The sequence below is a fragment of the Streptomyces sp. NPDC024555 genome (genome assembly GCF_055559335.1).
Genome location: NZ_JBVHKV010000003.1, coordinates 257144 through 282850, shown reverse-complemented (window position 1 = coordinate 282850; position 25707 = coordinate 257144). Strand labels below are relative to the sequence as shown.

26 protein-coding genes are annotated in these 25707 nt (G+C 73.6%); 19 read left to right on the top strand and 7 right to left on the bottom strand.

Annotated features, from left to right (window positions below; translation table 11 throughout):
• Positions 1-13 precede the first annotated feature (13 nt).
• Positions 14-601, top strand: a complete 588-nt coding sequence (locus ACZ4FH_RS06640) for a TetR/AcrR family transcriptional regulator (protein ID WP_467302791.1) — start codon at positions 14-16, stop codon at positions 599-601.
• A 203-nt stretch (positions 602-804) separates the two neighbouring features.
• On the opposite strand, the gene ACZ4FH_RS06635 is transcribed toward ACZ4FH_RS06640, so the two are convergent.
• Positions 805-1500 (bottom strand): FadR/GntR family transcriptional regulator, encoded by a 696-nt coding sequence (locus ACZ4FH_RS06635; protein ID WP_467302789.1) that lies wholly within the window; start codon positions 1498-1500, stop codon positions 805-807.
• Between the two features lie 151 nt (positions 1501-1651).
• Between ACZ4FH_RS06635 and ACZ4FH_RS06630 the strand changes: the two genes are divergently transcribed.
• The 4 genes from ACZ4FH_RS06630 to ACZ4FH_RS06615 all read left to right on the top strand — a co-directional run bounded on the left by ACZ4FH_RS06630 (position 1652) and on the right by ACZ4FH_RS06615 (position 5791).
• Entirely contained in the window at positions 1652-2611 is a 960-nt protein-coding gene (locus tag ACZ4FH_RS06630) for a dihydrodipicolinate synthase family protein (protein ID WP_467302788.1), read from the top strand.
• The gene (locus tag ACZ4FH_RS06625) at positions 2608-3570 is read left to right on the top strand and encodes an ROK family protein (protein ID WP_467302786.1); all 963 of its coding nucleotides are present in this window, start codon (positions 2608-2610) and stop codon (positions 3568-3570) included. Before ACZ4FH_RS06630 ends, ACZ4FH_RS06625 begins: the two co-directional genes overlap by 4 nt.
• Positions 3567-4262, top strand: a complete 696-nt coding sequence (locus ACZ4FH_RS06620) for an N-acetylmannosamine-6-phosphate 2-epimerase (protein WP_467302784.1) — start codon at positions 3567-3569, stop codon at positions 4260-4262. Before ACZ4FH_RS06625 ends, ACZ4FH_RS06620 begins: the two co-directional genes overlap by 4 nt.
• A 62-nt stretch (positions 4263-4324) precedes the next feature.
• Positions 4325-5791: a sialate:H+ symport family MFS transporter gene (locus ACZ4FH_RS06615; RefSeq protein WP_467302782.1), complete on the top strand. Its 1467-nt coding sequence runs from the start codon at positions 4325-4327 to the stop codon at positions 5789-5791.
• Between the two features lie 60 nt (positions 5792-5851).
• Here the strand turns inward: ACZ4FH_RS06615 and ACZ4FH_RS06610 are convergent, their stop codons facing one another.
• A complete protein-coding gene (locus ACZ4FH_RS06610) occupies positions 5852-7078 on the bottom strand; it encodes an acetyl-CoA C-acetyltransferase (protein WP_467302780.1) in 1227 nt (408 codons plus the stop codon).
• Positions 7079-7231: 153 nt separating this feature from the next.
• Complete coding sequence (locus tag ACZ4FH_RS06605; protein ID WP_467302778.1) at positions 7232-8710, bottom strand: B12-binding domain-containing radical SAM protein; 1479 nt, start codon at positions 8708-8710, stop codon at positions 7232-7234.
• Positions 8711-8962: 252 nt separating this feature from the next.
• Here ACZ4FH_RS06605 and ACZ4FH_RS06600 point away from each other — a divergent pair, with 252 nt between their 5' ends.
• Positions 8963-9490 (top strand): hypothetical protein, encoded by a 528-nt coding sequence (locus ACZ4FH_RS06600; RefSeq protein WP_467302776.1) that lies wholly within the window; start codon positions 8963-8965, stop codon positions 9488-9490.
• Here the strand turns inward: ACZ4FH_RS06600 and ACZ4FH_RS06595 are convergent.
• Positions 9450-10388 carry a LysR family transcriptional regulator gene (locus ACZ4FH_RS06595; protein ID WP_467302775.1) on the bottom strand — a complete coding sequence of 313 codons (939 nt, stop codon included), beginning with the start codon at positions 10386-10388 and terminating at the stop codon, positions 9450-9452. The two genes, ACZ4FH_RS06600 and ACZ4FH_RS06595, sit on opposite strands and share 41 nt — an antisense overlap.
• A gap of 179 nt (positions 10389-10567) precedes the next feature.
• Between ACZ4FH_RS06595 and ACZ4FH_RS06590 the strand changes: the two genes are divergently transcribed.
• Positions 10568-12124, top strand: a complete 1557-nt coding sequence (locus ACZ4FH_RS06590; RefSeq protein WP_467302773.1) for a 3-hydroxyacyl-CoA dehydrogenase — start codon at positions 10568-10570, stop codon at positions 12122-12124.
• Between the two features lie 114 nt (positions 12125-12238).
• Here the strand turns inward: ACZ4FH_RS06590 and ACZ4FH_RS06585 are convergent, their stop codons facing one another.
• On the bottom strand, positions 12239-12940 hold the full coding sequence (locus ACZ4FH_RS06585; RefSeq protein WP_467302771.1) for an MYXO-CTERM sorting domain-containing protein: 702 nt from the start codon (positions 12938-12940) through the stop codon (positions 12239-12241).
• A 165-nt stretch (positions 12941-13105) separates the two neighbouring features.
• On the opposite strand from ACZ4FH_RS06585, the gene ACZ4FH_RS06580 reads away from it, so the two are divergent.
• Positions 13106-13498, top strand: coding sequence for a VOC family protein (locus ACZ4FH_RS06580; RefSeq protein ID WP_467302770.1), 393 nt, complete (start codon positions 13106-13108; stop codon positions 13496-13498).
• Between the two features lie 5 nt (positions 13499-13503).
• Here ACZ4FH_RS06580 and ACZ4FH_RS06575 read toward each other — a convergent pair whose 3' ends face one another.
• Positions 13504-14208: a DUF6597 domain-containing transcriptional factor gene (locus tag ACZ4FH_RS06575; protein WP_467302768.1), complete on the bottom strand. Its 705-nt coding sequence runs from the start codon at positions 14206-14208 to the stop codon at positions 13504-13506.
• Between the two features lie 65 nt (positions 14209-14273).
• On the opposite strand from ACZ4FH_RS06575, the gene ACZ4FH_RS06570 reads away from it, so the two are divergent.
• The gene (locus ACZ4FH_RS06570; RefSeq protein WP_467302766.1) at positions 14274-14627 is read left to right on the top strand and encodes a CU044_2847 family protein; all 354 of its coding nucleotides are present in this window, start codon (positions 14274-14276) and stop codon (positions 14625-14627) included.
• 24 nt (positions 14628-14651) lie between these two features.
• Here the strand turns inward: ACZ4FH_RS06570 and ACZ4FH_RS06565 are convergent, their stop codons facing one another.
• Positions 14652-15776 carry a YihY/virulence factor BrkB family protein gene (locus ACZ4FH_RS06565; protein WP_467303080.1) on the bottom strand — a complete coding sequence of 375 codons (1125 nt, stop codon included), beginning with the start codon at positions 15774-15776 and terminating at the stop codon, positions 14652-14654.
• A 74-nt stretch (positions 15777-15850) separates the two neighbouring features.
• On the opposite strand from ACZ4FH_RS06565, the gene ACZ4FH_RS06560 reads away from it, so the two are divergent.
• From ACZ4FH_RS06560 to ACZ4FH_RS06515, 10 genes are all read left to right on the top strand, one after another.
• Positions 15851-17488, top strand: a complete 1638-nt coding sequence (locus tag ACZ4FH_RS06560; protein WP_467302764.1) for an acyl-CoA dehydrogenase family protein — start codon at positions 15851-15853, stop codon at positions 17486-17488.
• A 267-nt stretch (positions 17489-17755) separates the two neighbouring features.
• On the top strand, positions 17756-19009 hold the full coding sequence (locus tag ACZ4FH_RS06555) for a helix-turn-helix domain-containing protein (protein ID WP_467303079.1): 1254 nt from the start codon (positions 17756-17758) through the stop codon (positions 19007-19009).
• A gap of 61 nt (positions 19010-19070) precedes the next feature.
• Entirely contained in the window at positions 19071-19679 is a 609-nt protein-coding gene (locus tag ACZ4FH_RS06550) for a GNAT family N-acetyltransferase (RefSeq protein WP_467302763.1), read from the top strand.
• 212 nt (positions 19680-19891) lie between these two features.
• The gene (locus tag ACZ4FH_RS06545; protein WP_311203059.1) at positions 19892-19975 is read left to right on the top strand and encodes a putative leader peptide; all 84 of its coding nucleotides are present in this window, start codon (positions 19892-19894) and stop codon (positions 19973-19975) included.
• 114 nt (positions 19976-20089) lie between these two features.
• The gene (locus ACZ4FH_RS06540) at positions 20090-21787 is read left to right on the top strand and encodes a nitrite/sulfite reductase (protein WP_467302762.1); all 1698 of its coding nucleotides are present in this window, start codon (positions 20090-20092) and stop codon (positions 21785-21787) included.
• Positions 21784-21963 carry a hypothetical protein gene (locus ACZ4FH_RS06535; protein ID WP_385108428.1) on the top strand — a complete coding sequence of 60 codons (180 nt, stop codon included), beginning with the start codon at positions 21784-21786 and terminating at the stop codon, positions 21961-21963. Before ACZ4FH_RS06540 ends, ACZ4FH_RS06535 begins: the two co-directional genes overlap by 4 nt.
• Positions 21960-22676: a phosphoadenylyl-sulfate reductase gene (locus ACZ4FH_RS06530; RefSeq protein WP_467302761.1), complete on the top strand. Its 717-nt coding sequence runs from the start codon at positions 21960-21962 to the stop codon at positions 22674-22676. Before ACZ4FH_RS06535 ends, ACZ4FH_RS06530 begins: the two co-directional genes overlap by 4 nt.
• A gap of 23 nt (positions 22677-22699) precedes the next feature.
• Entirely contained in the window at positions 22700-23245 is a 546-nt protein-coding gene (gene cysC / locus ACZ4FH_RS06525) for an adenylyl-sulfate kinase (RefSeq protein ID WP_467302759.1), read from the top strand.
• Complete coding sequence (gene cysD, locus ACZ4FH_RS06520) at positions 23242-24177, top strand: sulfate adenylyltransferase subunit CysD (protein WP_467302757.1); 936 nt, start codon at positions 23242-23244, stop codon at positions 24175-24177. The genes cysC and cysD overlap by 4 nt, the downstream gene beginning before the upstream one ends.
• Positions 24178-24179: 2 nt before the next feature.
• Entirely contained in the window at positions 24180-25523 is a 1344-nt protein-coding gene (locus tag ACZ4FH_RS06515) for a sulfate adenylyltransferase subunit 1 (RefSeq protein WP_467302755.1), read from the top strand.
• The last annotated feature ends 184 nt before the right edge of the window (positions 25524-25707 follow it).

Genomic DNA, 25707 nt, shown 5'->3' with positions numbered 1-25707 from the left:
CTAAACTGGGCCGGTGCCCAGGATCAGCGCCGCGACCGTCGCCGAGCACCACGCCCAGCAGCGGCTGGCGCTGGTGCGGGCCGCGCGCGAGCTGCTGGAGGGCGGCGACGCCGAGGCGGTGACGTTCGCCTCGGTCGCCAGGGCCACGGGCCTGGCCCGCAACAGCGTGTACAAGTACTTCCCCGGCCGCCCCGAGCTGCTGGCCGCCGTCGTCGAGGACGCGATGCCGCGCTGGACGGACGCCATCCGGGCCGGCATGGCGGCGGCCGGGACGCCCGAGGAGAAGATCGCCGCCTATGTCTCCTCGCAGCTGGAGCTGGTGCGCGGCGGGGAGCACCGGATCGCCGGGGCGCTGGCCCGGGTCAAGGACGCGGCGCTGGTGCGGGAGAGCGCGGCGCGGGTCCACCGCGAGCTGCTGACCCCGCTGATCGGGGCGCTCACCGAGCTGGGCGAACAGGACCCCCGGCGCACGGCGCTGCTCCTCCAGGGCATCGTCAACGCGGCCACCACGGCGATCGAGAACGGCGACGACAGCGCGGCGGTGACGGACCGGGCGGTACGGATGGCGGTCACCGCGATCACGGGGGCGACGGAAGGCTGAGCGGGCACCGGCAGGGGTGAGCCCCGCACCGGGCCGGCGGGGAGCCGAGCCCGCACCGGCAGGCTCAACCGCCCCCGATCGGCGGCAACCCGAACCCACCCCGCCCAGGCAAGCCCCCACCGAGGCCTGCACAAAGCCGAGCGCACCCCGTCCGGGTTTGCCCCACCCAAACCTGCGGAAGCCCGAGCGCTCCCCCCGTCGCTTCAGCTGGCCGGAGTCGGCTCCAGGCGGGCGCGGATGCCGTCGAAGTGGGTGCGCATGGCCCGGACCGCGCGTTCGCCGTCGGCGGCCGCGACGGCCTCGACGATCTCGCGGTGCTGGGCGCAGGTGACCGCCGGGTCCTGGTGGCCGTCGTCGAAGTCCTCGCGGACCCGGTCCATGGCCGCCCAGAAGGCGTCGAGCACCTCGCTGAGCAGGTGGTTGTCCAGGGCGGCGTAGAGCGCGAGGTGGAAGGCCCGGTCGGTGGCGCGGGCCACCCGGCCGCCGGCCGCCTCCCGTTCCATCGCGGCGACCAGCCCCCGCAGCACCGCCAGGTCCTCGTCGGGGACGCCGGCGGCCACGGCCCCGACCAGCCCCGCCTCCAGCGCCTCGCGCACCTTCATCAGCTCGGCCAGTCCCGGCTCGCCGAGGCGGTGGCGCACGGCGGCGCGGAAGGCGAGCCCCTCGACGAAGGGGGACAGGGAGAGCGAGCCGACGAAGGTGCCGTAGCCCCGCCGGATCTCGACGACGTTCACCGCCTGGAGGGACTTCAGGGCCTCGCGCACCGAGACCCGGCCCACGTCGAACAGCTCCATCAGCTCGCCCTCGGTGGGCAGCATGTCGCCGGGGGCGAGCCGCCGTTCCAGGATCAGCTCCTTGAGCCTGCGCTCGATGTCCTGCGCCATGGTGGGCCGCGCCACAACGTCCTCCCGGGGTGCCGTTGCCCCTTGACCGTTCACAGGAGCATCTGTTTAAGGTGAGCCAGACATAGGACATCTTACGTCTCATGTCTCGATCCGGGTAGCCGCTCAGGCCGCGGATCGCTGTCCCGATCAGCTGGAGCCCCTCACCATGCCTCTGACCGCACCGCTGCGCGGCGTCGTCCCGCCGGTCTGCACCCCGCTCGATCACCGGGGGGAGGTCGACACCGCCTCCCTCGCCCGGCTCGTCGAACACCTTGTGAGCGGGGGCGTGCACGGGCTCTTCGCGCTCGGCTCCACCAGCGAGGTCGCCTACCTCACCGACGAACAGCGCGGCACGGTCCTGGAGACCGTCGTCAACGCGACCGACGGCCGCGTCCCGGTCCTGGCCGGCGTCATCGACACCACCACGCCCCGGGTCGTCGAACACGCCCGCACCGCCGCCGCGCTCGGCGCCGACGCCCTCGTCGCGACGGCCCCCTTCTACACCCGCACCCACACCCGCGAGATCGCCGGCCACTTCCGCCGGCTGCGCGCCGAGGTGGACCTGCCGCTGTTCGCGTACGACATCCCGGTCGCCGTGCACAGCAAGCTCTCCTCCGCCCTGGTCCGCGAACTGGCCGAGGACGGCACGCTCGCCGGGCTCAAGGACAGCAGCGGCGACGAGGGCGGGCTTCGCCGGCTCGTCGTCGCACTGGGCGGCCGCGAAGGCCGCGCGGACGGACCGGCCCCCGGTTTCGGCATCCTCACCGGCTCCGAACTGACCGTGGACGCGGCCCTGCTGGCCGGCGCCGACGGCGTCGTCCCCGGTCTGGGCAACGTCGACCCGGCCGGCTACGTCCGGCTGTACGAGGCCGCGCGGGGCGGCGACTGGACGACGGCCGCCAAGGAGCAGGAGCGGCTGGTCGAGCTGTTCGCGATGGTCGACGCGGGCCCGGAGGAGGACATGGGCCGCAGCTCCTCGGCGCTCGGCGCGTTCAAGGCGGCGCTCCAGCTGCTGGGCGTGATCGAGTGCGGCGACACCGCGTTCCCGCAGATCCCGCTCTCGGCCGAGTCCGTCGCGCTGGTGTCCGGGCGGCTGCGCGGCGCCGGCCTGCCGCCGGTCCGATGACCGCCGCAGCGCGGACCCCGGCCGGGCGTCCCGTCGTCGGGCTCGACCTGGGCGGAACCAAGATCGCCGCGGCGCTCCTCGGCGCGGACGGCACGGTGCTGGCCCGCCACAGCAGGCCCACCCCGGCCCGGGAGGGCGCGGCGGCGGTGCTCGACGCGCTCGCCGCCGCGGCCGCCGAGGTCGACCCGGGACGCACCGCCGCCGCCCTCGGTGTCGCGGCGGCCGGGGTGATCGACCCCCGTACCGGCATGGTCACCAGCGCCACCGACTCCATCAGCGGCTGGGCCGGCACCCCGCTGGGCACCGGCCTGGCGAACCGCACCGGCTACCCGGTGGCCTGCGACAACGACGTACGCGCCACCGCCGGTCCGGAGCTGGCCGCGCTCCGGGCGGAGGGCGGCGGGCGCGGTTCGCTGCTCTTCGCCGCGATCGGCACCGGGGTCGGCGGCGCCGTCGCCGTGGACGGCCGGATGCTGCACGGCACGGCCGGTATCGCCGGGCACCTGGGCCATGTGCCGAGTCCCGAGGCCGCCGGACTGCCCTGCACCTGCGGGGCCGGCGGCCATCTGGAGGTCATCGCCTCCGGACCGGGCATCGCCGCCCATGACGCACGGCTGACCGGCGCCCCCGTGGACCGGCTGGAGACCGTCGCGGCGCGCGCCGCGCGGGGCGACGTCCACGCCGTCACCGCGATCACCACCGGCGCGGCGGCGGCCGGCCGTGTCCTCGGCGGCCTCGCCAACGCGCTCGGCCCGGACCGGGTCGTCGTCGGCGGCGGGGTCCCCCGGATCGGGCCGCTGTACGAGAAGGCCCTCCGGGACGCCTTCGCGGCGGAGCTGATGCGCCCGCTGCGCGGCCTCGTCCCCCGGGCACCGGCCTTCGGCCACGACGCGGCCGTGCTCGGCGCCGCCGCCCTCACCACCACCCTTCCCCTCCACCGTCCGGGAGCACTCCGATGACCCGCACTCCGCCGACCGCGCGCGACCTGGCCACCGCCCTGAGGGGCAGGCTGATCGTGTCCTGCCAGGCGCCTCCGGGCGATCCGATGCGCGAGACGTCCACGCTGGTCCGGCTCGCCCGCGCGGCGGCGGCCGGGGGCGGCGCGGCGATCCGGGCCAATGAGCCCGAGGTCGTGGCGGCGGTCGCCGCCGCCGTGGACCTGCCCGTGATCGGGCTGTGGAAGGACGGCGACACCGGGGTCTACATCACCCCGACCGTCCGGCACGCCCTGGCCGTGGCCGGGGCGGGGGCGGCCGTCGTCGCCGCCGACGCCACCGGCCGGCCGCGCCCCGACGGCTCGTCCTTCGCCGACCTGGTCGAGGCGGTGCACGCCGCCGGCGCGCTGGTGATGGCCGATGTGTCCACGCTCGCCGAGGGCGTCACGGCCGCCGCGCTGGGCGCGGACTTCGTCTCCACGACGCTGTCCGGCTACGTACCGGGGCAGCCGAAGCAGACCGGTCCGGATCTCGCCCTGGTCGCGGAGCTGTCCGCCGCGATCGACGTCCCCGTCGTCGCCGAGGGCCGGATCAACACCCCCGAGGAGGCGGTGAAGGCGCTGGAGCTCGGCGCGCACAGCGTCGTCGTCGGCACCGCCATCACCGCGCCCACGGCCCTGACCGCGCGCTTTGTCGCGGAAATCACCCGGCCCTGACGATCCCCACCCCGCGGGACGGCTGTTCAAGGGCGAACGCCGTCCCGCATCCTGGAGTCACCGTGCACACCACACCCCCCACGCTCCCCTGGTACCGCCAGGTGAGCCGCACCCAGTGGAAGTCGTTCTTCGCCGCCTGGATCGGCTACGTCCTCGACGGCTTCGACTTCGTGCTGATCACCCTCGTACTGACCGAGATCAGCGACGACTTCGGCCTGAGCACGGTGCAGGCGGCCAGTCTGGTCTCCGGCGCGTTCATCACCCGCTGGCTGGGCGGTGCCGTGCTCGGTGCGCTGGGCGACCGCTACGGCCGCAAGGTCTCCATGGTGCTCAGCATCCTGCTGTACTCGCTGGGCACCTTCGCCTGCGGCTTCGCGTGGAACTACCACAGCCTGTTCGCGGCCCGGCTGGCCATCGGGATGGGCATGGCCGGGGAGTACAGCGCCAGTTCGACGTACGTCATGGAGAGCTGGCCCGCCGCCCTGCGCAACCGGGCCAGCGGCTTCCTGATCTCCGGCTTCTCGGTGGGCTCGGTGCTCGCGGCGCAGGTCTACGACTGGGTGGTGCCCTCGCTCGGCTGGCGCTGGATGTTCTACCTCGGGCTGATCCCGATCGCGGTCGCGCTGTGGATGCGGCGGGCGCTCCCGGAGGCCGAGGAGTGGACCGAGTCCGTGGCGGAGGAGGGCGAGCGGCCCCGTCCGTTCCGGCCGCTGTTCCGCACCCCGCGCCGGGCCACCGTCAACACGGCCCTGGTCGCGGTCGCCACCGTGTCGCTGTTCCTCGTCTTCACCCCGGGCGGCGCGGGCCTGGTGCCGGTGCTGTCGGTGGCCGCCGGACTCTCGCTCGCCGCGCTCGCCGTGCAGCTGGGCGGGCGGCGCGGCTGGGTGCTGTACCTGTCGATGATCGTGACGCTGTTCTTCGCGTTCCTGTACTCGTGGCCGATCCAGGCCCTGCTGCCGACGTATCTGAAGACGGAGCTGGGCTACACCACCGACCAGGTCACCGACGTCCTCTACTTCGCGGGCTTCGGCACCATGGTGGGCTGCTGGGCGGCCGGTTTCCTCGGCGACCTGATCGGTACGAGGAAGGCGTACGCGCTGACGCTGCTGGCCTCGCTCGCCTTCGTCTTCCCGGTCTTCGCGGTGCACGACAACCTGATGGTCCTCGGCGTCCTGCTCTTCCTGCTCCAGGCGACGAGCTTCGGTATCTCCGGACTGCTCCCCCGCTGGATCGGCGGCCACTTCCCCACCCGGAGCCGGGGCGCGGCGCTCGGCTTCACCTACAACGTGGGCGCGCTCGGCGGGGCCGTCGCCCCGGTCCTCGGGGCGCATCTGGCGTCCGGGATGGACCTCGGACAGGCGCTGGCCGTGCTGACCTTCGCGGGCACCGTGATCGTGGTGGTGCTGGTCGGCTTCGACGTGCCGGCCCGGCTCAACCGGCTGGCGGACCCGTCCGCCGAGGACGACCACCTCGCGGCGGACCGGGCGGCGGGCCGGACGGCGGACGCGCCGGTCGCCGTCGAACGGTAGGAACGCCAGCGGGTACGGGGGCGGCCGGGCGGCCGCCCCCGTACCCGTACGGACCGGCTCTCAGACCGCGATGCGTTCGAAGACCGCCGCCAGGCCCTGGCCGCCACCGATACACATGGTCTCCAGGCCGTAGCGCGCCTCGCGGCGGTGCAGTTCGCGGGTGAGGGTGGCGAGGATGCGGGCGCCGGTGGCGCCGACGGGATGGCCGAGGGAGACACCGGAGCCGTTGACGTTGATCCGCTCCTCGTGGTCCTTCTCGCCGAGACCCAGCTCGCGGGTGCAGGCGAGGACCTGGGCGGCGAAGGCCTCGTTCAGCTCGATCAGGTCGAGGTCGGCGAGGGTGAGCCCGGCGCGGTCGAGGGCGGCGCGGGTGGCCGGGACCGGGCCGATGCCCATCGTGGCGGCGGGGACCCCGGCGCGGGCGAAGGAGACGAGGCGCACCAGCGGGGTCAGGCCGAGGCGTTCGGCGGTGGCGGCGCTGGTGACCAGGCAGGCGGCGGCCGCGTCGTTCTGCCCGCTGGCGTTGCCCGCGGTGACCGTGGCGTCGGGGTCCGACTTGGCCATGACCGGTCGGAGCGCGGCGAGCTGTTCGGCGGTGGTGTCGGGGCGGGGGTGCTCGTCGGCGGTGACGACGGTGTCGCCCTTGCGGCCCTTCACGGTGACGGGGACGGTCTCCGCCGCGTACCGTCCCTCGGCCGCCGCCCGCCCGGCGCGCCGCTGCGAGCGCAGGGCCAGGGCGTCCTGGTCGGCGCGGCTGATCCCGTACGCGCGACGCAGGTTCTCGGCGGTCTCGATCATGCCGCCGGGGACCGGGTGGTTCACGCCGCCCGCGGTGACCCGGCCGCGGGCGAGCGCGTCGTGGAGTTGGAGGCCAGGGCCCTTGATGCCCCAGCGGCCCTCGTGCGTGTAGTAGGGGGCCGCGCTCATCACGTCGACGCCGCCGGCGATCACGACCTCGCTGAATCCGGCCCGGATCTGCATCGCGGCGTCCAGGACCGCCTGGAGCCCGGAACCGCAGCGGCGGTCGGTCTGGGAGCCGGTGACCGTCTGCGGGAGTCCGGCGTCCAGCGCGGCGACCCGGCCGATGGCCGGGGCCTCGGCCGACGGGTAGGAGTGGCCGAGGATCACCTCGTCCACCCGGTCGGGGTCGATGCCGGTACGGGCGACGACCTCGCCGATCACCCGGGCGGCGAGGCCGGCCGGCTTCTGCCCGGCGAACACCCCTCCGAAGCGGCCGATCGGGGTGCGCAGGGGTTCGCAGATCACGACGTCGAGAGGGTCGGGCACGGCGGGGCCTTTCCGGGGAGCGGGAGACAAGGGTCCGACACGACCCTCGCACCCTCGACTGATTCGGTCCAATATCCGGTTTCCCCGGATTCAAGACGCGGAACGTCTCAATCGGCCGTACAGCGGCTCCCCGGCCCCGCCGGGCCGGTTCCGTCACTCGACCAGGCGGACCCTCGGCTCCTCCTCGCGGGTGTGCCCCGCGCCCGGCGACTCGGGCAGCAGTCCGCGGGCGTAGCGCGCGAAGTAGAGCAGGCTGTGCGCCGAGTCGATGCCGCCGACGAACGGCCGGTCGAAGCTCACCTTCCGGTTGTCCGCGATGTACTCGCGCGGGATCCGGGGGTCCTCCGGCACCGGCCAGTGCACCTCGCCCGTCGCCCGGTCCCGCCACGGCACACAGCGGCGGATGTCGTCGGAGGCGGACAGCGGCAGCACGTCGATGCCGAAGCGGGCGGGGTCCTTGGCCACGATCGACCCGGGCGTCAGCGAGAACACCCCGATGCCCGAGGTGGTCCAGAGCTTCTCGTGGTCGCTCAGGAACTCGTAGGTCGCCAGCGCCTCCGCCCGGGTCTCGGTGGGGAAGCCGGTGAAGTCCATCATCTGGGCGGCGATGCCGTTGCGCGCCAGCTCCGTCAGGACCTCGGGCACCACGTCGATCCGCACGCCCTTGTCGATCAGGTCGAGGACCCGCTGGCTGCCGGACTCGTAGCCGAAGGAGACCGCGACACAGCCGGAGGCCGCGAGGAGTTCACCCACGGCCCGCTTCGGGAAGGTGCGCTCCAGCCGGAGTTCCGCCGACCAGCGCAGGTCCAGCGACGATTCGGCGAGCGCGGCGGCCAGGGTGCGCAGATGGCGCGGGGACATGGCGTCCACGGCGAAGTACAGGGTCCGGCCGTGCCGGGCGGCCCGGCGCAGGTCCTCCAGGACGGCCTCGACCGGGCGTTCGCGCGAGGGGGAGGTCGGCCGGTCGGTGTTCAGGCCGTAGTCGCAGAAGGTGCACTTGTTCCAGTAGCAGCCCCGGGTCGGGCTGTAGAGGATGACCGGTTCGGGCGACCAGTAGCGCTCCCACTCCCAGACGTCGTACGCCGGGGAGGCGAGCGTGGCGACGCTGCCGTACGCGACGACCGGGTCCGGCCGGGAGCGGGTCATCACTCCGCCGATGGCGTCGAAGTCGGCGCCGCCCCGGACGGCGCCGTTCCCGATCGCGTCGAGGATGCCGACGAGGGCCGTCTCGCCCTCGCCCGGGACGATCAGGTCGGCGTCCTGGAAGACCCGCCAGGGCGCGTCCGGTTCGGCGGCGTACTTCACGACGTCGCCGACCTCGGTGCCGCCGAAGACGATCACGGTGTCGGGGAGCACGGTGCGGATCAGCCGGGCCATCCGCAGGGCGACGGGCAGTTGGCTGGTGTAGTTGACCGAGAGGCCCACCATCGCCCAGGGGCGCTCGTTCAGCTTCGGTACGAAGACGTCGGCGAAGTAGCCCTCGAAGGGGCGGGCGACGGCCCCGGGCACCTCGGGGTCGGCGAGATCGGCCGTACTGCACAGGTTGACGGTGGACTTCGCCCGCATGGAGAAGCCGTCGGCCGCGCCGGGCGGCATCTCCAGGGCCAGCAGCTCCCACCAGCGGCTCGTCACCGCGACCGCCTGGGCGTAGGTCGGCGGGTGGTAGAAGTTGCAACATGCTCCGGAGAACGGGCGCGGCCAACCGTACGGAAATGATTGCGCGACTGTACGCCCAGGGTGTTCTGGTCCAGGGAATCTGGCCGCCGCTTCCCGCGGACGAGGGGAAACCGCGGGAGACTCCCGGGGCCATGGGCGCCCTCGCGGCGGCCGCGGTCGCCGAATGCTCGATCGGACCGGGCGCTGCTGCCCGCCGGGCGGTACGTCGTGAAGGTCCTGGACCGGCACTACGCGGAACCGGAGCCGGGCCGGCTCGCCCGGTACCTGCCCCGGGTGGTGGACCGGTCCGGACGCGCGCGACTGCCGGGGCTCCCGGAGGGCACGCCCGTCGTGGTGCAGGAGTACGTCGCGCACGACGCGGAGTACCGGGTCTACCGGACCGGGGACGAACTGCACGCCTTCGAGGTCGTGAAGGAGCACCCCGAGGACGTCTGGACCCGGCCGGACGCGGTGGCGGTGCGGCGGGTCGCGGTGCCGGACGCCGTGGCCTCGGCGGTGCGCGCCCTGGCCGCCGGCCTCGGCCTCGTCCACGGGGCGTTCGACCCGCTGCGGGCCGGGGACGAGCAGGTGTTCCTGGAGGTGAACGCGCACGGCGACTGGGACTGGTTCGAGCGGAAGGCGGGGACCGACGTGGTGACCCGGGCCGTCGTGCGGACCGTGCGCGACCTCCACCGCTCGGTGCGCCCGGCGGCGGTCAGTCTGTTGGCGTTCCTCGGCGCGGGCCGGGGCGGGTGACCGGCCCCGCCGGGGTGGGCAGCGCGGTCTCCGCGACGGCGAGCACGGCGCGCAGCGCGGCCGAGGGGTTGTCGGTCCGCCAGGCGAGCGCGGCCTGGCGGCGGATGGGCGGGCCGGCCAGCGGGCGGTAGACCAGGCCGTTCTGCTGGATGTGCTGGACGGAGGTGACGGTCAGCGTCACCCCGACGCCCGCCGCGACCAGCGCCAGGATGGTGTACGAGTCGGGGGCCTCCTGCACGACCCGGGGGTTGAACCCGGCGGACTCGCACGCCTCGACCATGGCGTCGCGGACGGTGGAGCCGGTGTTCGCGGGGAAGGAGACGAAGGGCTCCCCGGCCAGCGCGTCGAGCGGGACCTCCTCCCGGGCGGCGAGCGGATGGTCGGAGGGCAGCGCGCACACCAGCTCCTCCTCGCCGATCACCCGGACCTCCACACCGGGCTGGGTCACCGGCAGCCGGACGAACCCCAGGTCCAGGGAGCCGTCCGCGACCCGGGCGAGCGCCACATTGGCGTAGGTCTGCCCGGTCATGACCAACTCGATCGCGGGGTGCGCGGCCCGGACGGCCCGGGTCAGCAGGGGCAGCGTCTCGTGGCTGGAGGCGCCGGCGAAGCCGATGCTCACCCGCCCGTACTCGCCGCGTCCGGCCGCCCGCGCGGCCCGTACCGCGGTGTCGAGGGCATCGAGGACGGCCCGCACCGGCTCCAGGAAGGACTCCCCCGCACCGGTCAGCCGCACCGAGCGGGTGTTGCGTTCGAAGAGCTGGACGCCCAGCTCCCTCTCCAGCCGGCGGATCTGCTGGCTCAGCGGCGGCTGGGCCATCTGGAGCCTTCGGGCGGCCCGTCCGAAGTGCAGTTCCTCGGCCACGGCGAGGAAGCCCTCCAGATGGCGCAGTTCCATAGCGGTCCCTCCCGCCACCACGATTGATGTGTACGGCGTCCTGATCCGAGCCTAATTCGGTAGTGGACGCCGATCAATGAAGGCTGGCAGGGTGGGGCCGCCTCCCGGTATCCGGGGAGGCCGACCACGTACACGATCAGGCCGGCGGCACCCCGCCCCTCGAAAGGACCGTGACCCGCATGCGTATCAGGATCGTCGGCGCCGGAGCCATGGGACGGGGGATCGCCCAGTGGGCCGCCGCGGGCGGACACACCGTCGAACTGGCCGATGTCCGCGCGGAGGCGGTGACCGACGCGGTCGCCTTCGTCCGCTCGATGCTCGGCCGGGCCGTGGAGAAGGGCCGGATGTCCGCCGGGGACGCGGCGGAGGCGGTGGACCGGATCGTCCCGCTGGACGACCCGTGGGCGGCCGGACCCGAGGTGGACCTCGTCGTCGAGGCCGTGCGCGAGGACCTGGAGACCAAGGCGGAGGTCTTCGGCCGGCTGGAGGGGGTGCTGCCCGCCTCCACGGTGCTGGCGACCAACACCTCCTCGCTCCCGGTCACCCGGATCGCGGCCGCGCTGAAGGATCCGACGCGCCTGGCCGGGCTGCACTTCTTCAACCCGGTGCCGCTGATGCGGATCGTCGAGGTGGTCCCCGGCGCCACCACCCGGCCGGACATCCCGCCGCTGCTGACCGCCCTGGTGGAGAGCTGCGGGCATCGCGCGGTGACGGTCGCCGACACCCCCGGTTTCCTCGTCAACCACGCCGGACGCGGTCTGGTGACGGAGGCGCTGGCGCTGCTGGAGGAGCGGGTCGCCGGCCCCGCGGACATCGACCGGGTGGCCCGCGACGTCCTGGGGCTGCGGATGGGCCCCTTCGAGCTGATGGACCTCACCGGACTCGATGTGACCGCCGCGGTCATCGACTCCATCTGGGAGGGCTTCCGGTACGAGGACCGGCTCCGCCCCTCCGCCCTGACCCCGAACCGGGTGGCCGCCGGACTGCACGGCCGCAAGACGGGACAGGGCTGGTTCGCGTACGGTCCCGGGGCCGCCGGGCCCGCCCCGGAGGCCCCGGTGACCGGCGACCCGGACCGGCCGGTCCTGGTGGTGGCCGCCTCGCCGTCCGGTGAGACGGACGCGGCGGCGCTGCGCGCGGCGCTGGCCTCGGCGGGCGCCCGGGTCGAGGACGGCCCGGAACCGCCGGAGGGCGCGCTGGTGCTCGTCCCGGTGTGGGGGACGACGGTCGCCTCGGCCGTCGCGGAGCTGGGGCTGCCCGCCGGGCGCACCTTCGGGGTGGACCCGCTGCCGGCGGCCGGGCGGCGCCGCGTGCTGGCCGTGACCCCGGCGGCCGGGGCGGGCGCGGCACGGGACGCGCGGGCGGTGCTGGCGCGGGCGGCGGACGGCGGGGAGCCGTTCGCGGTGTCGGTGGTCCGGGACACGGCGGGCTCGGTCGCGCAGCGGCTCCTCTCGTCGATCGTGTCCGTCGCCGCGTCGATCGCCGAGCGCGGGCCCGCCGCACCGGCCGAGATCGATCTGGCGGTCACCGCCGGACTGGGCTACCCGCTGGGCCCGCTGGCCTGGGGCGACCGGATCGGCGCGGCCCGGATGCTGGAGCTCCACCGGGCGCTGCACACCACGACGGGCGATCCGCGCCACCGCCCGACCCGCTGGGTCACCGAACGCGCCGCACTCGGCCTGGCCCTGACAAATCCGGGCACCTCGCCCGGGGACTGCCTGGACGCGGAGGCGTAGGAGCGCGGCGGTCGGCCCTCGGGCCGCACCGCTTCGGCCGCCGAAGTGGACCGTGCCCCGGAGCACGGGGCCGGCCGCCCCGGTGAGCCGACCGAGTACGGGGGGTGCCCACGGTCAGAGCGGCCCCGTGCACGGCAGGGAGACCCGGCTGCGCGCGGCGTCGCCGGGGCGCTCCCGGTCGTACAGCACGAGGGTGCGCCGCCCCAGCGCGGCCCGGGGGACGACGGCGGGGAAGGCGCGGCGCACCCCGTCCCCGTCGGTGAAGCGTGCCTCGACCCGGCCCCGGTGGCGGCCCGTCCGCTCCCAGCCGTGCAGTTCGGCCTCCGCCGTGGCCAGCCGGCCGCGCAGCCGCAGGCGCAGCCGGTGCGGTCCGTTGGTCCTGCGCAGACTGCTCACGGCGCCCGCGACGGCGGTCAGGGCGAAGAGCGCGGCGGCGGCGTGGGAGACGGTGATCCAGTCGGACACGGTGAGCCGGTCCACGAGCCAGCCGGCGGACTCGTCGGCGCGCAGCTCGCCCCGGTCCACGGCCGTCCGCCACCCCGCGCCGAACGCGAGGGCGGCCAGGGTCAGGGCCGCGCCGGGGGCCGCCCGGTGCAGGAAGCGCCGTGCCAGCAGGGCCAGGGCGGCCACGACGAGCGCGCCCATGAAGGGGGCGCCGCCCGCGAGGTCGTCGGTGGCGCACTCGGAGGCGTCGCAGGACCAGCGGACCCGGGCGCTCCCGGCGGAGCTGACGTGGAAGAGCATCCAGACCTGCCAGGCCAGCAGCGCGCAGGCCACCGCCAGTGATCCCCGCGCGAGGACTCGTCCGCGTGTCATGTCTCTCGACCTCCCCACCCGTGAACCTACGTCACGCCCACGGCCCCGGACCCGGCGGGAGGCGGCATCGTCCCAGGTGGGGAGAGCGTCGGGCGGAGAGGGACGGGGAAGGACACGGCCGATTCGTTCAAGACCCGGCGGGGCGTGCGGCCCTACGGTCGTGGCATGACTCCACGACTCGACGCGATCGGCATCGTCACCACGGACCTGGCGGCCTCGCTCGCCTTCTACCGCAGGCTCGGACTCGACATCCCGGACGGGGCGGAATCGGCGCCCCATGTCGAGGTGACGCTCCCGGGCGGACAGCGCCTGCTGTGGGACACCGAGGACGTCATCCGCTCCTTCGACCCCCACTGGACCCCTGGACGGGGCGCGGAACGGCTCGGTCTCGCCTTCCTCTGCGAGAGCCCCGCCGAGGTCGACTCCGTGTACGAGGAGCTGACCGGGGCCGGGTACCAGGGACATCTGAAGCCGTGGGACGCGGTGTGGGGGCAGCGGTACGCGGTGGTCCTCGACCCGGACGGCTGCGGGGTGTCGCTGTTCGCCCCGGCGGGCTGACCGGCTCAGGCACCGTCCAGGTACGCGGTCAGGGTGGTGCCGGCCAGGGCGCGCATCTCCCTGGCCAGGTGTGCCTGGTCGGCGCAGCCCGCCGCGACGGCCGCGTGCGCGTACGGCGTTCCGGCGCGGACCAGGGCCAGGGCCCGTTGCAGGCGCAGCACCCGGGCGAGCGTCTTGGGGCCGTAGCCGAACGCTTCCAGGGAACGGCGGTGCAGCTGCCGGGCGCCCAGGCCGGCGAGCCGGGCGGTGTCGGCGACGCTGCGGCCGGCGTCGAGCCGGGCGGCGACGGAGCGCATCAGCGGGTCGGGGGGTGCGGTGCGGGCGGCCCGGTGCAGGGCGATGGCCTCCAGGGCGGTCGCGGGGTCGGCGGCCGAGGCGACGCGTTCGGTCAGCTCCCGGACGCGGGCCCCGGGCCACAGCGCGTCCAGCGCGACCCGCCGGTCGCGCAGTTCGTGCGCCGGCACGCCGAGCAGGGCGGGGGCCGTACCGGGGGCGAACCGGACGCCCGTGAAGGTGCCCCCGGTCGCGGCCGGCGTCTGGGCCCGGGTGTCCGGACCGGCCACGAGGAGCCGGCCGCCGATCCACAGCAGGTCCATGCAGCCGTCGGGCAGCACCGGACGGGACGCCCCCGGGGGCAGGGTCAGGGTCCAGAGCAGGGCGCCGTCCAGCCTCGACGTGCGCTCTGTGTAGGGGTCGTAGGAGTGGCCCATGCCACTAGTCTCAGGGACGCAGGGTTGGGCACGCACACGCGGTATCGGCATCCCGGGGGGCGTTCATGGCGTCGATGATGGAGTTCACCACGGAGAGCGGTGCGACGGTGACGGTCGAGGTGGACCGGCATGTGCCGGGTGCGCGGCTGGTCGCGCGGGACGGGCACTCACTGGCGCGGGCCGGGCGCACCTTCGACAGTGCCCTCCAGGGCATCCGCTCGGCGGCCGAGTCGGCGCTCGCCGTGTTCCGTGACGGGACGCTGAAGCCGGACGGGGTGGAGCTGGAGTTCGGGGTGAAGATCACCTCGGAGGCCGGGGCGGTGATCGCGAAGAGCGCGATGGAGGGCCATCTCGTGGTCAAGCTGTCGTGGTCCCCGTCCTCGCAGCCCGCGGCGCCTCCCGCACCGCCGGCCGGCTGACGGGTCCGTCGGCCGGGGCGCCGCTCACTCCCCGGGCGGCCGGGGGTGCGGGTTCTCCGTCCGGTCGGGCTCCTTCTCCTTCTCGCGGCTCGGCTGGAGCCGGGACTTCACGTCGTCGGGCGGCAGGAACCGCGACCACCGCTCGGGGAACTCGGACGGCATGTACGGCAGGTCGCCGTCCTCGATGTCGTCGTCCAGGCCCGGGTCCCCGTGCTCCGCCTGGGTCCGGGCCACGAACTCGGCCGCCTGGGCGGCGCGCGCCCGGTCGCTCGCGGCGCGGGCCGCGGCGGTCGCCACCGACGGCCAGACGCGGTCGATGGCGGCGTTCACGGCGGCGCCCACCAGGACCGCGAAGGCGGAGATGCCGATCCACAGGAGCACGGCGATCGGGGCCGCCAGTGAGCCGTAGATCGTGGGTCCCTCGACCGTGCTGGTGAGGTAGATCCGCAGCAGGAAGCTGCCGAGCACCCACATCGTCAGGGCCACCAGGGCGCCCGGGGTGTCCTCGATCCACGGCGAGCGGACCGGGACGGACACGTGGTAGAGGGTCGTCAGGAAGGCGATCGACAGCACGATCACCAGCGGCCAGTACAGGACGCTTATGACCTCGGTGCCCCAGGGGATCAGCTCCACCACCCGGTCCGGGCCGACGACGAGCAGCGGCAGCACCACCGCGCCGAGCAGCAGCGCCACCACGTACAGCAGGAAGGCGAGCATCCGCGTCTTGACGATGCCGCGGTGCCCGTCGAGTCCGTACATCACGGTGATCGTGTCGATGAAGACGTTGACCGCGCGCGAGCCGGACCACAGGGCGATGGCGAAGCCGATGGAGATGACGTCGGGACGGGCCCCGGTCGTGACGTCCGCGAGCAGCGGTTTGGCGAAGTCGTTGACGCCGCGCTCGGACAGCACCGTCTGGGCGGCGCTGAGGATGTTGCGCTCGATGGAGGCGACCGTGGTGGTGCTGGTCCACTCGTCGACGTATCCGAGCAGGCCGATCAGGCCGAGCAGCAGCGGCGGCAGGGACAGCAGGGTGAAGAACGCCGCCTCGGCGGCGAGTCCCAGGATGCGGTACTCCATGCACGAGTTGACGGTGTCCTTGAGCAGCTGCCAGGCCATGTGCCGCTTGGACACGTTGCGGTAGAGCACTCTGGCCCGGTGGAGCCGGCCCGTCGGCCGCTCGGGTGTTTCATTTGCTGCCTGCACGTCCTTACCGTATCGGCATGGCAGCCAGCACCCACACCGTGTCCAATCAGCCCCCTCCGCTCCTCGGCTACGACGTCTTCGCGGCGGACCGGGTGCTCGTCGAGGCGGTGGAGCGGCATCTTCCGGAGGATCTGCTCGGACCGGCCCGGACGGCTCTGGGCGAGCTGGGCCGGGCGGCCGGTTCCGCGCAGGCCGCGCGGTGGGCCGAGCGGGCCGACGCGTACCCGCCGAGACTGCGCACCCACGACCGCTACGGGCACCGGATCGACGAGGTGGAGTTCGACCCGGCCTGGCACCGGCTGCTCGGCCACGCGGTCGGCGCGGGTCTGACGGACGCCTGGGACGTGCCGGGCGGGCATGTGCGCCGGGCCGCGGGCTTCCTGGTGTGGACGCAGGCCGAGGCCGGGCACGGCTGTCCGGTCTCGATGACGCACGCCGCGGTGCCCGCGCTGCGGACCGAGCCGGAGCTGGCGGCCGTCTGGGAGCCGCTGCTGACCTCGCACGTGTACGAGGAGGGGCTGCGCCCCGTCGGGCTCAAGGCCGGGGCGCTCCTGGGGATGGGCATGACGGAGAAGCAGGGCGGCACGGACGTGCGGGCGAACACGACCCGCGCCGAGCCGCTGTCCGGCGAGGGCGAGTATCTGCTGACCGGGCACAAGTGGTTCTGCTCGGCGCCGATGTCCGACGGGTTCCTGGTGCTGGCGCAGGCCCCGGGCGGACCGACCTGCTTCCTGCTCCCCCGGGTGCTCCCGGACGGCACCCGCAACCCCTTCGCGATCCAGCGGCTCAAGGACAAACTGGGCAACCGGTCCAACGCCTCGGCCGAGGTCGAGTTCGACGGGACGTGGGCGCGGCGGATCGGTGAGGAGGGGCGCGGGGTCCGGGCGATCATCGGCATGGTGGCGGCGACCCGGCTGGACTGTGTGACCGGTTCGGCGGCACTGATGCGGCAGGCGGTGGCCCAGGCCGTCCACCACACCACCTACCGGCACGCCTTCGGCGGGCCACTGGCCGGCAAACCGCTGATGCGCAACGTGCTGGCCGACCTTGCGGTGGAGTCGGAGGCCGCGACGGTGCTGGCGCTGCGGCTGGCGGCGGCGTACGACGCCGGGTCCGCGGCCGAGACGGCGTTCCTGCGGCTCGCGGTGCCGGTGGCGAAGTACTGGGTGACCAAGCGGTGCACGCCGCTGGTGGCCGAGGCCCTGGAGTGCCTGGGCGGCAACGGCTACGTGGAGGAGTCGGGGATGCCCCGGCTGCTGCGCGAGGCGCCGCTCAACTCGATCTGGGAGGGCTCGGGCAATGTGCAGGCGCTCGACGCCCTGCGGGCGCTCCAGCGGGAGCCCGCCGCGCTGAACGCCTTCCTCCAGGAGGTGGGGCGGGCACGGGGCGCCGACCACCGGCTGGACCGGGCGATCCGGGAGCTGCTGACGGAGCTGGCCGATCTGGAGGGGATCGAGGCGCGGGCCCGCCGGCTCGCGGAGCGGATGGCGCTGGTCCTCCAGGGTTCGCTGCTGGTGCGCTGGGCTCCGCCGGAGGTGGCCGACGCGTTCTGCGCGTCCCGGCTGGGCGGGGACGGGGGCGGGGCCTTCGGGACGCTGCCGCACACCCTGGACCTGGCGGCGGTGGTGGCACGGGCCAGGGCCGTGGAGCACTGATCCGGCTACGGGTACGGCAACAGGGGGTGGTGCTGCGCCGACACGGCACCACCCCCCATGCAGTACACACCGACCGAAAGGGCCGAAACCCCGCCGTGCGGTGTACTTCCACTCTTGTACGGTCGGGGGGACGTCGCCAGAGTTGCAGAGGGTTGCAACCATTGTGTGGAGTTGCGGCGCACAGGCCCGCGTACCGGCAGGATGGGGCGGCCCGCACGTTCCACCCCCTAGGGAGATACCGACGTGGAGACAGGCCCTGTCGAGGTGATGCCGCCGGGTGTCCGGGTGTCCGGCCAGGACCCGCGGCTCCACCGGGCGCGCGAGGCGCGGCTGGAGGGCGGCCGGACGCGGGTGCGCCCGCGTGCGGAGATCGGGGCCTCCTGGGACCGGGTGCTGCGCAGCGGCATCGACCCCGAGCAGTCCACCCAGAGCGAGCTGCTGGAGCAGGAGGAGATCGAGCACCGTCGGCGCAGCTCCGCGCTGGGCGAGGTGATGCCGCTGCTGAGCGACGGTCTGGTGAGCATCGCGGACGTCTCGCAGCAGATCATGGTGGTGACCGACGCGGAGGGCCGGGTGCTCTGGCGCCAGGGCAACACGGGCGTGCTGCGGCGGGCCGACGCCATCTGTCTGGCCGAGGGCGCGGCCTGGTCGGAGGAGATCACCGGCACCAACGCGATCGGCACCTCGCTGGCCTCGCGCGCCCCGGTCCAGGTGCACTCCGCCGAGCACTTCGTGCGCAGCCTGCACGGCTGGACGTGCGCGGCGGCCCCGGTGCGCGACCCCCGGGACGGCCGGCTGATGGGGATCGTCGACATCAGCGGTCCGGCGAGCACCTTCCATCCGACGACGCTGGCCCTGGTGGGGTCGGTGGCGCGGCTGGCCGAGAGCGAGATCAGGAACCGCCACCTCCAGTCCATCGACCGGCTGCGGTCGGTGGCGGCGCCGATGCTCTGCCGGCTGGGCGGGCGGGCGCTGGCGGTGGACGCCCACGGCTGGCTGGCCGCGGTGACCGGGATGCCGCCGATGGAGCGGCTGCCGCTGCCCAAATCGCTCAGGCCGGGGCGGATCTGGCTGCCGTCGCTGGGGATGTGCCGGGTGGAGCCGCTGCCCGGCGGCTGGCTGGTGCAGGTGGCGGACGGGACGCTGGACAGCCCGCCGCGCCGGGTGGTGCTGGATCTGAGCATGCCGCAGGCGCTCGCGGCGCATGTGGTCTCCCCGGTGGGGACGTGGACGCAGCGGCTCTCGCCGCGCCACGCCGAGCTGCTGTACGCGCTGGCGCTGCACCGGGAGGGGCGTACGGCGTCGGAGCTGGCGGAGGACCTATTCGGCGATCCGACCCGGACGGTGACGGTCCGGGCGGAGATCTCCCGGCTGCGGCGCCATCTCGCGGAGGTGCTGGCGCACCGCCCGTACCGTTTCGGCGAGGGGGTCGAGGTGGAGGTGGTGCGTCCGGCGGACCCGGTCGATCTGCTGCCGCGGTCCAAGGCGCCGGTGGTGGCGGCTGCGCGTGGGGCGTCCTGAGACGGCGTTCACGCAGGTCCCGGCTTGGGCCGGGCGCGCGGGGCATGGTTGTCTGGCGGGTATGAGCACATCCGAACCCGTGTCCGGTCCCGCCCTGGCCGAGGTGACCGTCTGGTCGCTGGAGCAGACCTCTCCCGATGATCTGCGACCGTCCGCCGAGCCGGAGGGCGCGGTGCGGATCGTCCGCTCCGAGGTGCCGCTGCCCGAGTTCAGCCGGTTCCTCTATACGGCGGTCGGCGGCGACGTCCGGTGGACGGACCGCCTGCCGATGACGTACGCGCAGTGGCGGGAGGTGCTGGAGCGGCCCGGCGCGGAGACCTGGGTGGCCTACGTCGACGGCACCCCGGCCGGGTACATCGAGCTGGACCCGCAGGACGACGGGGTCGTGGAGATCATGTACTTCGGTCTGATCCCGGCGTTCCGGGGCCGGAGGATCGGCGGGCACCTGCTGTCGTACGGGACGGCGCGGGCGTGGGACCTGGCGGAGCGGTGGCCGCAGCGGCCGGCGACGAAGCGGGTCTGGGTGCACACCTGCTCCAAGGACGGTCCGCACGCGCTGGCGAACTACGAGCGGCGCGGCTTCCGGCTCTTCGACACCACGACGGAGCGGGAGCCCGAGGTGCCGGCCCCCGGACCGTGGCCGGAGGCCGGCCCGACGTCCCGTTCCTGAACGCTCAAGAATTCCTCGCGGGGCACATCCCGGAATTCCTCGCGGGAGCGTCTCGCGCACGAAAGAAATGCACACGGTTGTCCGGTTTTCCGGGGGACCCGGCGCCCGCCACCGACGTGACGGGCGCCACAACGTCTCACCTGTCGGGACTCTCGCGTCCACATTGCGGATAGTAGTGGACTGGCCCGAGATCCGCGTGACACGCTTCCGTCATGTCTGGAACTGGAATTGCCTTGGTGAGTCGGCGTCACGTCGACCTCGGCCGCGTGTCCAGCGCCATCTGTCCGGCGAGCTGAGAGTCCCAGCACCGCCGCGATCCCCCTTTTCTCTGCAATCCCTGCGCACCGCCGCGCCTCACGCGAGTGTGCAGTTCAGAGCCGCCCTCCTGCAGTCCCGAAGGACGTACTGTCATGGCCGCTACCCCGGAACAGCCTGCGCCCGCCGCACCCCGCCGCAAGGCGGGACGCCACCGCGGCGAAGGTCAGTGGGCCCTGGGGCACTACACCCCGCTGAACGGCAATGAGCAGTTCAAGAAGGACGACGACAGTCTCAATGTGCGGACACGCATTGAGACGATCTACTCCAAGCGGGGATTCGACTCGATCGACCCCAACGACCTTCGCGGGCGCATGCGTTGGTGGGGTCTGTACACCCAGCGCCGGGCCGGGATCGACGGCGGCAAGACCGCGGTCCTGGAGCCCGAGGAGCTGGAGGACTCGTACTTCATGATGCGGGTGCGCATCGACGGCGGGAAGCTGACCACCGAGCAGCTGCGCGTCATCGGCGAGATCTCGCAGGAGTACGCCCGGGGCAGCGCGGACATCACCGACCGGCAGAACGTCCAGATGCACTGGATCCGCATCGAGGACGTCCCGGCGATCTGGGAGAAGCTGGAGGCCGTGGGGCTCTCCACCACCGAGGCCTGCGGGGACTGCCCGCGTACGATGATCGGCTCCCCGGTCGCGGGCATCGCCGCCGACGAGATCATCGACGGCACCCCGGCGCTGGAGGAGATCCACCGCCGCTACATCGGCAGCCCCGAATTCTCCAACCTGCCGCGCAAGTTCAAGACCGCGATCTCCGGATCGCCGGTCCAGGACGTGGTGCACGAGATCAACGACATCGCCTTCGTCGGCGTCGACCACCCCGAGCACGGGCCCGGCTTCGACCTCTGGGTCGGCGGCGGGCTGTCCACCAACCCGCGGCTGGCCGAACGCCTGGGCGCCTGGGTGCCGTTGGACGAGGTCGCGGACGTCTGGGCCGGGGTCGTGGGGATCTTCCGGGACTACGGCTACCGCCGGCTGCGCAACCGGGCCCGGCTGAAGTTCCTGGTCGCCGACTGGGGCGTCGCCAGGTTCCGCCAGGTGCTGGAGGACGAGTACCTCAAGCGGCCGATGCTGGACGGCCCGGCGCCCGCCGAGCCCAGCAGCCGCTGGCGCGACCACATCGGCGTCCACCCCCAGCAGGACGGCCGCTTCTACGTCGGCTTCGCGCCGCGCGTGGGACGGGTGGACGGCTCCACGCTCGCCAAGATCGCCGACCTGGCCGAGGCGCACGGCTCCGGCCGGGTGCGCACCACCGTCGAGCAGAAGATGATCGTGCTCGACGTGGAGGCCGACCGGGTCGAGTCGCTGTCCGCCGGACTGGAGGCGCTGGGCTTCCAGGTCAAGCCGTCCACGTTCCGCCGCGGCACGATGGCCTGCACCGGCATCGAGTACTGCAAGCTCGCCATCGTCGAGACGAAGGGCCGCGCCGCCTCCCTGATCGAGGAACTGGAGCGCCGCCTCCCGGACTTCGACGAGCCGCTGACCATCAACATCAACGGCTGCCCGAACGCCTGCGCCCGAATCCAGACCGCGGACATCGGCCTGAAGGGCCAGCTGATGCTGGACGACGAGGGCAACCAGGTGGAGGGCTACCAGGTGCACCTGGGCGGGGCCCTCGGACTGGACGCCGGCTTCGGCCGCAAGGTCCGCGGCCTCAAGGTCACCTCGGACGAACTGCCGGACTACGTCGAGCGGGTGCTCGGGAAGTTCCAGGACGAGCGCGAGGAGGGCGAGCGCTTCGCGACCTGGGCGGCTCGGGCCAGTGCGGAGTCCCTGTCATGAGCGGACGGGCCGCGCCGTTCCACTGCCCCTACTGCGGCGACGAGGACCTGCGCCCCCACGAGGCGGGGCACGGGGCCTGGGAATGCGCCTCCTGCAACCGGGCGTTCCAGCTGAAGTTCCTGGGCCTGCTGACCCGGGGACTGGCGCGCAACGACGTGGAAGGGGACGGGATATGACGGACAGTCTGCTGGCCGGGGACCGCACCGACGCCGAGCTGAGGGAGCTGGCCGAGAAGGCCGGCCGGGAGCTGGAGGACGCCTCCGCGCTCGCCATCCTGACCTGGGCCGCCGAGACCTTCGGCACGCGCTTCTGCGTCACCTCGTCGATGGAGGACGCCGTCGTCGCCCACCTCGCCTCCCGGGCCATGCCCGGCGTGGACGTGGTCTTCCTGGACACCGGCTACCACTTCGAGGAGACCATCGGCACCCGTGACGCGGTCGAGGCCGTGATGGACGTCAACGTCATCACGCTGACCCCGCGTCGGTCGGTGGCCGAGCAGGACGCCGAGTACGGCCCCCGGCTGCACGACCGCGACCCGGACCTGTGCTGCAAGCTTCGCAAGGTGCAGCCGCTCCGGGAGGGCCTGACCGGCTACACCGCGTGGGCCACCGGGCTGCGCCGCGACGAGTCCCCCACCCGGGCGAACACCCCGGTGGTCGGCTGGGACGAGAAGCGGCGGAAGGTCAAGATCTCGCCGATCGCCCGCTGGACCCAGGACGACGTGGACGCCTACGTCACCGAGCACGGGGTGCTCACCAACCCGCTGCTGATGGACGGCTACGCCTCCGTGGGCTGCGCCCCCTGCACCCGGCGGGTGCAAGAGGGCGAGGACGCCCGCGCCGGCCGCTGGGCCGGGCGCGGCAAGACCGAGTGCGGGCTGCACGACTGATGACGACGGAGCAGGAGAATTCGATGAGCGTGACGGAGACGGGAGCCACCGTCTGGCTGACCGGTCTGCCGAGCGCGGGCAAGACCACCATCGCGTACGAACTCGCCGCGCGGCTGCGCGGCGAGGGACACCGGGTGGAGGTCCTCGACGGGGACGAGATCCGCGAGTTCCTCTCGGCGGGGCTCGGCTTCTCCCGCGAGGACCGGCACACCAACGTCCAGCGGATCGGCTTCGTCGCCGAACTGCTGGCGGCCAACGGCGTGAAGGTCCTGGTCCCGGTCATCGCCCCGTACGCGGACAGCCGTGACGCGGTGCGCAAGCGGCACCTGGCCGAGGGCACCCCGTATCTGGAGGTGCACGTCGCCACTCCGGTCGAGGTCTGCTCGGAGCGCGATGTGAAGGGCCTCTACGCCAAGCAGGCGGCGGGCGAGATCAGCGGGCTGACCGGGGTGGACGACCCCTACGAGGCGCCCGAGGCGCCCGACCTGCGGATCGAGTCGCACCGTCAGACCGTGCAGGAGTCCGCGGCGGAGCTGTACGCGCTGCTGAGCGAGAGGGGTGCAGCGTGACGACCGTCGCGACTGTGTCGGAGGGCACCGACAATCCGTACGCACTCAGCCATCTGGACTCCCTGGAGTCCGAGGCGGTGCACATCTTCCGCGAGGTGGCGGGCGAGTTCGAGCGGCCGGTGATCCTGTTCTCCGGCGGCAAGGACTCCATTCTGATGCTGCATCTGGCGCTCAAGGCGTTCGCGCCCGCGCCGGTGCCGTTCGCGCTGCTGCACGTGGACACCGGGCACAACTTCCCCGAGGTGCTGGCCTACCGCGACCGCACGGTCGCCGAGCACGGGCTGCGGCTGCACGTGGCCTCCGTCCAGGAGTACATCGACGCCGGGAAGCTCCGCGAGCGCCCCGACGGCACCCGCAACCCGCTGCAGACGGTGCCGCTGACCGAGGCGATCCAGCAGCACCGCTTCGACGCGGTCTTCGGCGGCGGGCGCCGCGACGAGGAGAAGGCGCGCGCCAAGGAGCGGGTCTTCTCGCTGCGCGACGAGTTCTCGCAGTGGGACCCGCGCCGCCAGCGCCCCGAGCTGTGGCAGCTGTACAACGGCCGGCACGCCGCCGGTGAGCACGTCCGGGTCTTCCCCATCTCCAACTGGACCGAGCTGGACGTCTGGCAGTACATCGCCCGCGAGGGCATCGAGCTGCCGGAGATCTACTTCGCGCACGAGCGCGAGGTCTTCAACCGCTCGGGCATGTGGCTGACCGCGGGCGACTGGGGCGGTCCCCGGGAGCACGAGCGCACCGAGACCCGCCAGGTGCGCTACCGCACGGTGGGCGACATGTCCTGCACGGGCGCCGTGGACTCCGACGCCACCACCCTGGACGCCGTGATCGCCGAGATCGCCGCCTCCCGCCTCACGGAGCGGGGCGCGACCCGCGCCGACGACAAGATGTCCGAGGCCGCGATGGAAGACCGCAAGCGCGAGGGGTACTTCTAACCATGACCACACCCACCCAGCTGGCCGACCAGCTGTCCACCACCACGCTGCTGCGCTTCGCCACCGCGGGCTCCGTCGACGACGGCAAGTCCACCCTCGTGGGCCGGCTGCTCCACGACTCCAAGTCGGTCCTCACCGACCAGCTGGAGGCCGTCGAGCACGCCTCGCGCAACCGGGGCCAGGAGGCACCCGACCTGGCGCTGCTGACCGACGGTCTGCGCGCCGAGCGCGAGCAGGGCATCACCATCGACGTGGCCTACCGCTACTTCGCGACCCCCCGGCGCCGCTTCATCCTGGCGGACACCCCGGGCCATGTGCAGTACACCCGCAACATGGTCACCGGCGCCTCGACCGCCGAGCTGGCCGTGGTGCTGGTCGACGCGCGCAACGGTGTCGTCGAGCAGACCCGCCGGCACGCGGCCGTCGCGGCCCTGCTGCGGGTGCCGCACGTGGTGCTGGCCGTGAACAAGATGGACCTGGTCGACTACGCGGAGCCGGTGTTCGCCGCCATAGCCGAGGAGTTCACCGCCTACGCGGCGTCCCTGGGCGTCCCGGAGATCACCGCGATCCCGATCTCCGCGCTGGCCGGCGACAACGTCGTGGAGCCGTCCGCGCACATGGACTGGTACGGCGGGCCGACGGTCCTGGAGCACCTGGAGACCGTTCCGGTCAGCCACGATCTGACCGGCTGCCACGCCCGGTTCCCCGTCCAGTACGTGATCCGGCCGCAGACCGCCGAGCACCCCGACTACCGGGGCTACGCCGGCCAGATCGCCGCGGGCGTGTTCCGGGTCGGCGAGTCCGTCACCGTGCTGCCCTCCGGCCGCACCTCGACCGTCGCCGGGATCGATCTGCTCGGCGACAGCGTGGACATCGCCTGGGCGCCGCAGTCGGTGACGCTGCGCCTGGCCGACGACATCGACGTCTCGCGCGGCGATCTGATCGCCCCGGCCGACGACGCGCCGGCCGTGACGCAGGACGTCGAGGCGACCGTCTGCCATGTCGCCGACCAGCCGCTCACCGTCGGCCAGCGGGTGCTGATCAAGCACACCACCCGCACGGTCAAGGCCATCGTCAAGGACATCCCGTCGCGGCTGACCCTGGACGACCTCTCGCAGCACCCGGCCCCGGGCCGGCTCGTCGCCAACGACATCGGCCGCGTGGTCGTGCGCACCGCGGAGCCGCTGGCGCTGGACGCGTACGCCGACTCCCGCCGCACCGGCTCGTTCCTGCTGATCGACCCGGCCGACGGCACCACGCTCACCGCGGGCATGGCGGGCGCCTCGTTCGCCGCCGCCGCGGAGCCGGAGGCCGCGGCGGACGACGACGCGGAGTGGGACTTCTGATGAGGACCGACATCTTCTCGACCTTCGCGAAGGAGGGCGGCCGGGTCGGCAGCGGCGCCCTCGGCAGCGGCCAGGGCGGGGTGGCGCGATGTGCGCGATGACGTACGCGCACCGCTTGCGCGCCCGGCCGTACCACCCGCACCGCCCGCACAGACGAAGACCTGCCGACCGCCCGGCCGCCTCC

Coding starts and splice junctions, on each gene's coding strand:
- ACZ4FH_RS06630 (WP_467302788.1), top strand. CDS start 1,652: ATGCCTCTGACCGCACCGCTGCGCGGCGTCGTCCCGCCGGTCTGCACC.
- ACZ4FH_RS06625 (WP_467302786.1), top strand. CDS start 2,608: ATGACCGCCGCAGCGCGGACCCCGGCCGGGCGTCCCGTCGTCGGGCTC.
- ACZ4FH_RS06620 (WP_467302784.1), top strand. CDS start 3,567: ATGACCCGCACTCCGCCGACCGCGCGCGACCTGGCCACCGCCCTGAGG.
- ACZ4FH_RS06595 (WP_467302775.1), bottom strand. CDS start 10,388: ATGGAACTGCGCCATCTGGAGGGCTTCCTCGCCGTGGCCGAGGAACTG.
- ACZ4FH_RS06590 (WP_467302773.1), top strand. CDS start 10,568: ATGCGTATCAGGATCGTCGGCGCCGGAGCCATGGGACGGGGGATCGCC.
- ACZ4FH_RS06585 (WP_467302771.1), bottom strand. CDS start 12,940: ATGACACGCGGACGAGTCCTCGCGCGGGGATCACTGGCGGTGGCCTGC.
- ACZ4FH_RS06580 (WP_467302770.1), top strand. CDS start 13,106: ATGACTCCACGACTCGACGCGATCGGCATCGTCACCACGGACCTGGCG.
- ACZ4FH_RS06575 (WP_467302768.1), bottom strand. CDS start 14,208: ATGGGCCACTCCTACGACCCCTACACAGAGCGCACGTCGAGGCTGGAC.
- ACZ4FH_RS06570 (WP_467302766.1), top strand. CDS start 14,274: ATGGCGTCGATGATGGAGTTCACCACGGAGAGCGGTGCGACGGTGACG.
- ACZ4FH_RS06560 (WP_467302764.1), top strand. CDS start 15,851: ATGGCAGCCAGCACCCACACCGTGTCCAATCAGCCCCCTCCGCTCCTC.
- ACZ4FH_RS06555 (WP_467303079.1), top strand. CDS start 17,756: ATGCCGCCGGGTGTCCGGGTGTCCGGCCAGGACCCGCGGCTCCACCGG.
- ACZ4FH_RS06550 (WP_467302763.1), top strand. CDS start 19,071: ATGAGCACATCCGAACCCGTGTCCGGTCCCGCCCTGGCCGAGGTGACC.
- ACZ4FH_RS06545 (WP_311203059.1), top strand. CDS start 19,892: ATGTCTGGAACTGGAATTGCCTTGGTGAGTCGGCGTCACGTCGACCTC.
- ACZ4FH_RS06540 (WP_467302762.1), top strand. CDS start 20,090: ATGGCCGCTACCCCGGAACAGCCTGCGCCCGCCGCACCCCGCCGCAAG.
- ACZ4FH_RS06535 (WP_385108428.1), top strand. CDS start 21,784: ATGAGCGGACGGGCCGCGCCGTTCCACTGCCCCTACTGCGGCGACGAG.
- ACZ4FH_RS06530 (WP_467302761.1), top strand. CDS start 21,960: ATGACGGACAGTCTGCTGGCCGGGGACCGCACCGACGCCGAGCTGAGG.
- cysC (WP_467302759.1), top strand. CDS start 22,700: ATGAGCGTGACGGAGACGGGAGCCACCGTCTGGCTGACCGGTCTGCCG.
- ACZ4FH_RS06515 (WP_467302755.1), top strand. CDS start 24,180: ATGACCACACCCACCCAGCTGGCCGACCAGCTGTCCACCACCACGCTG.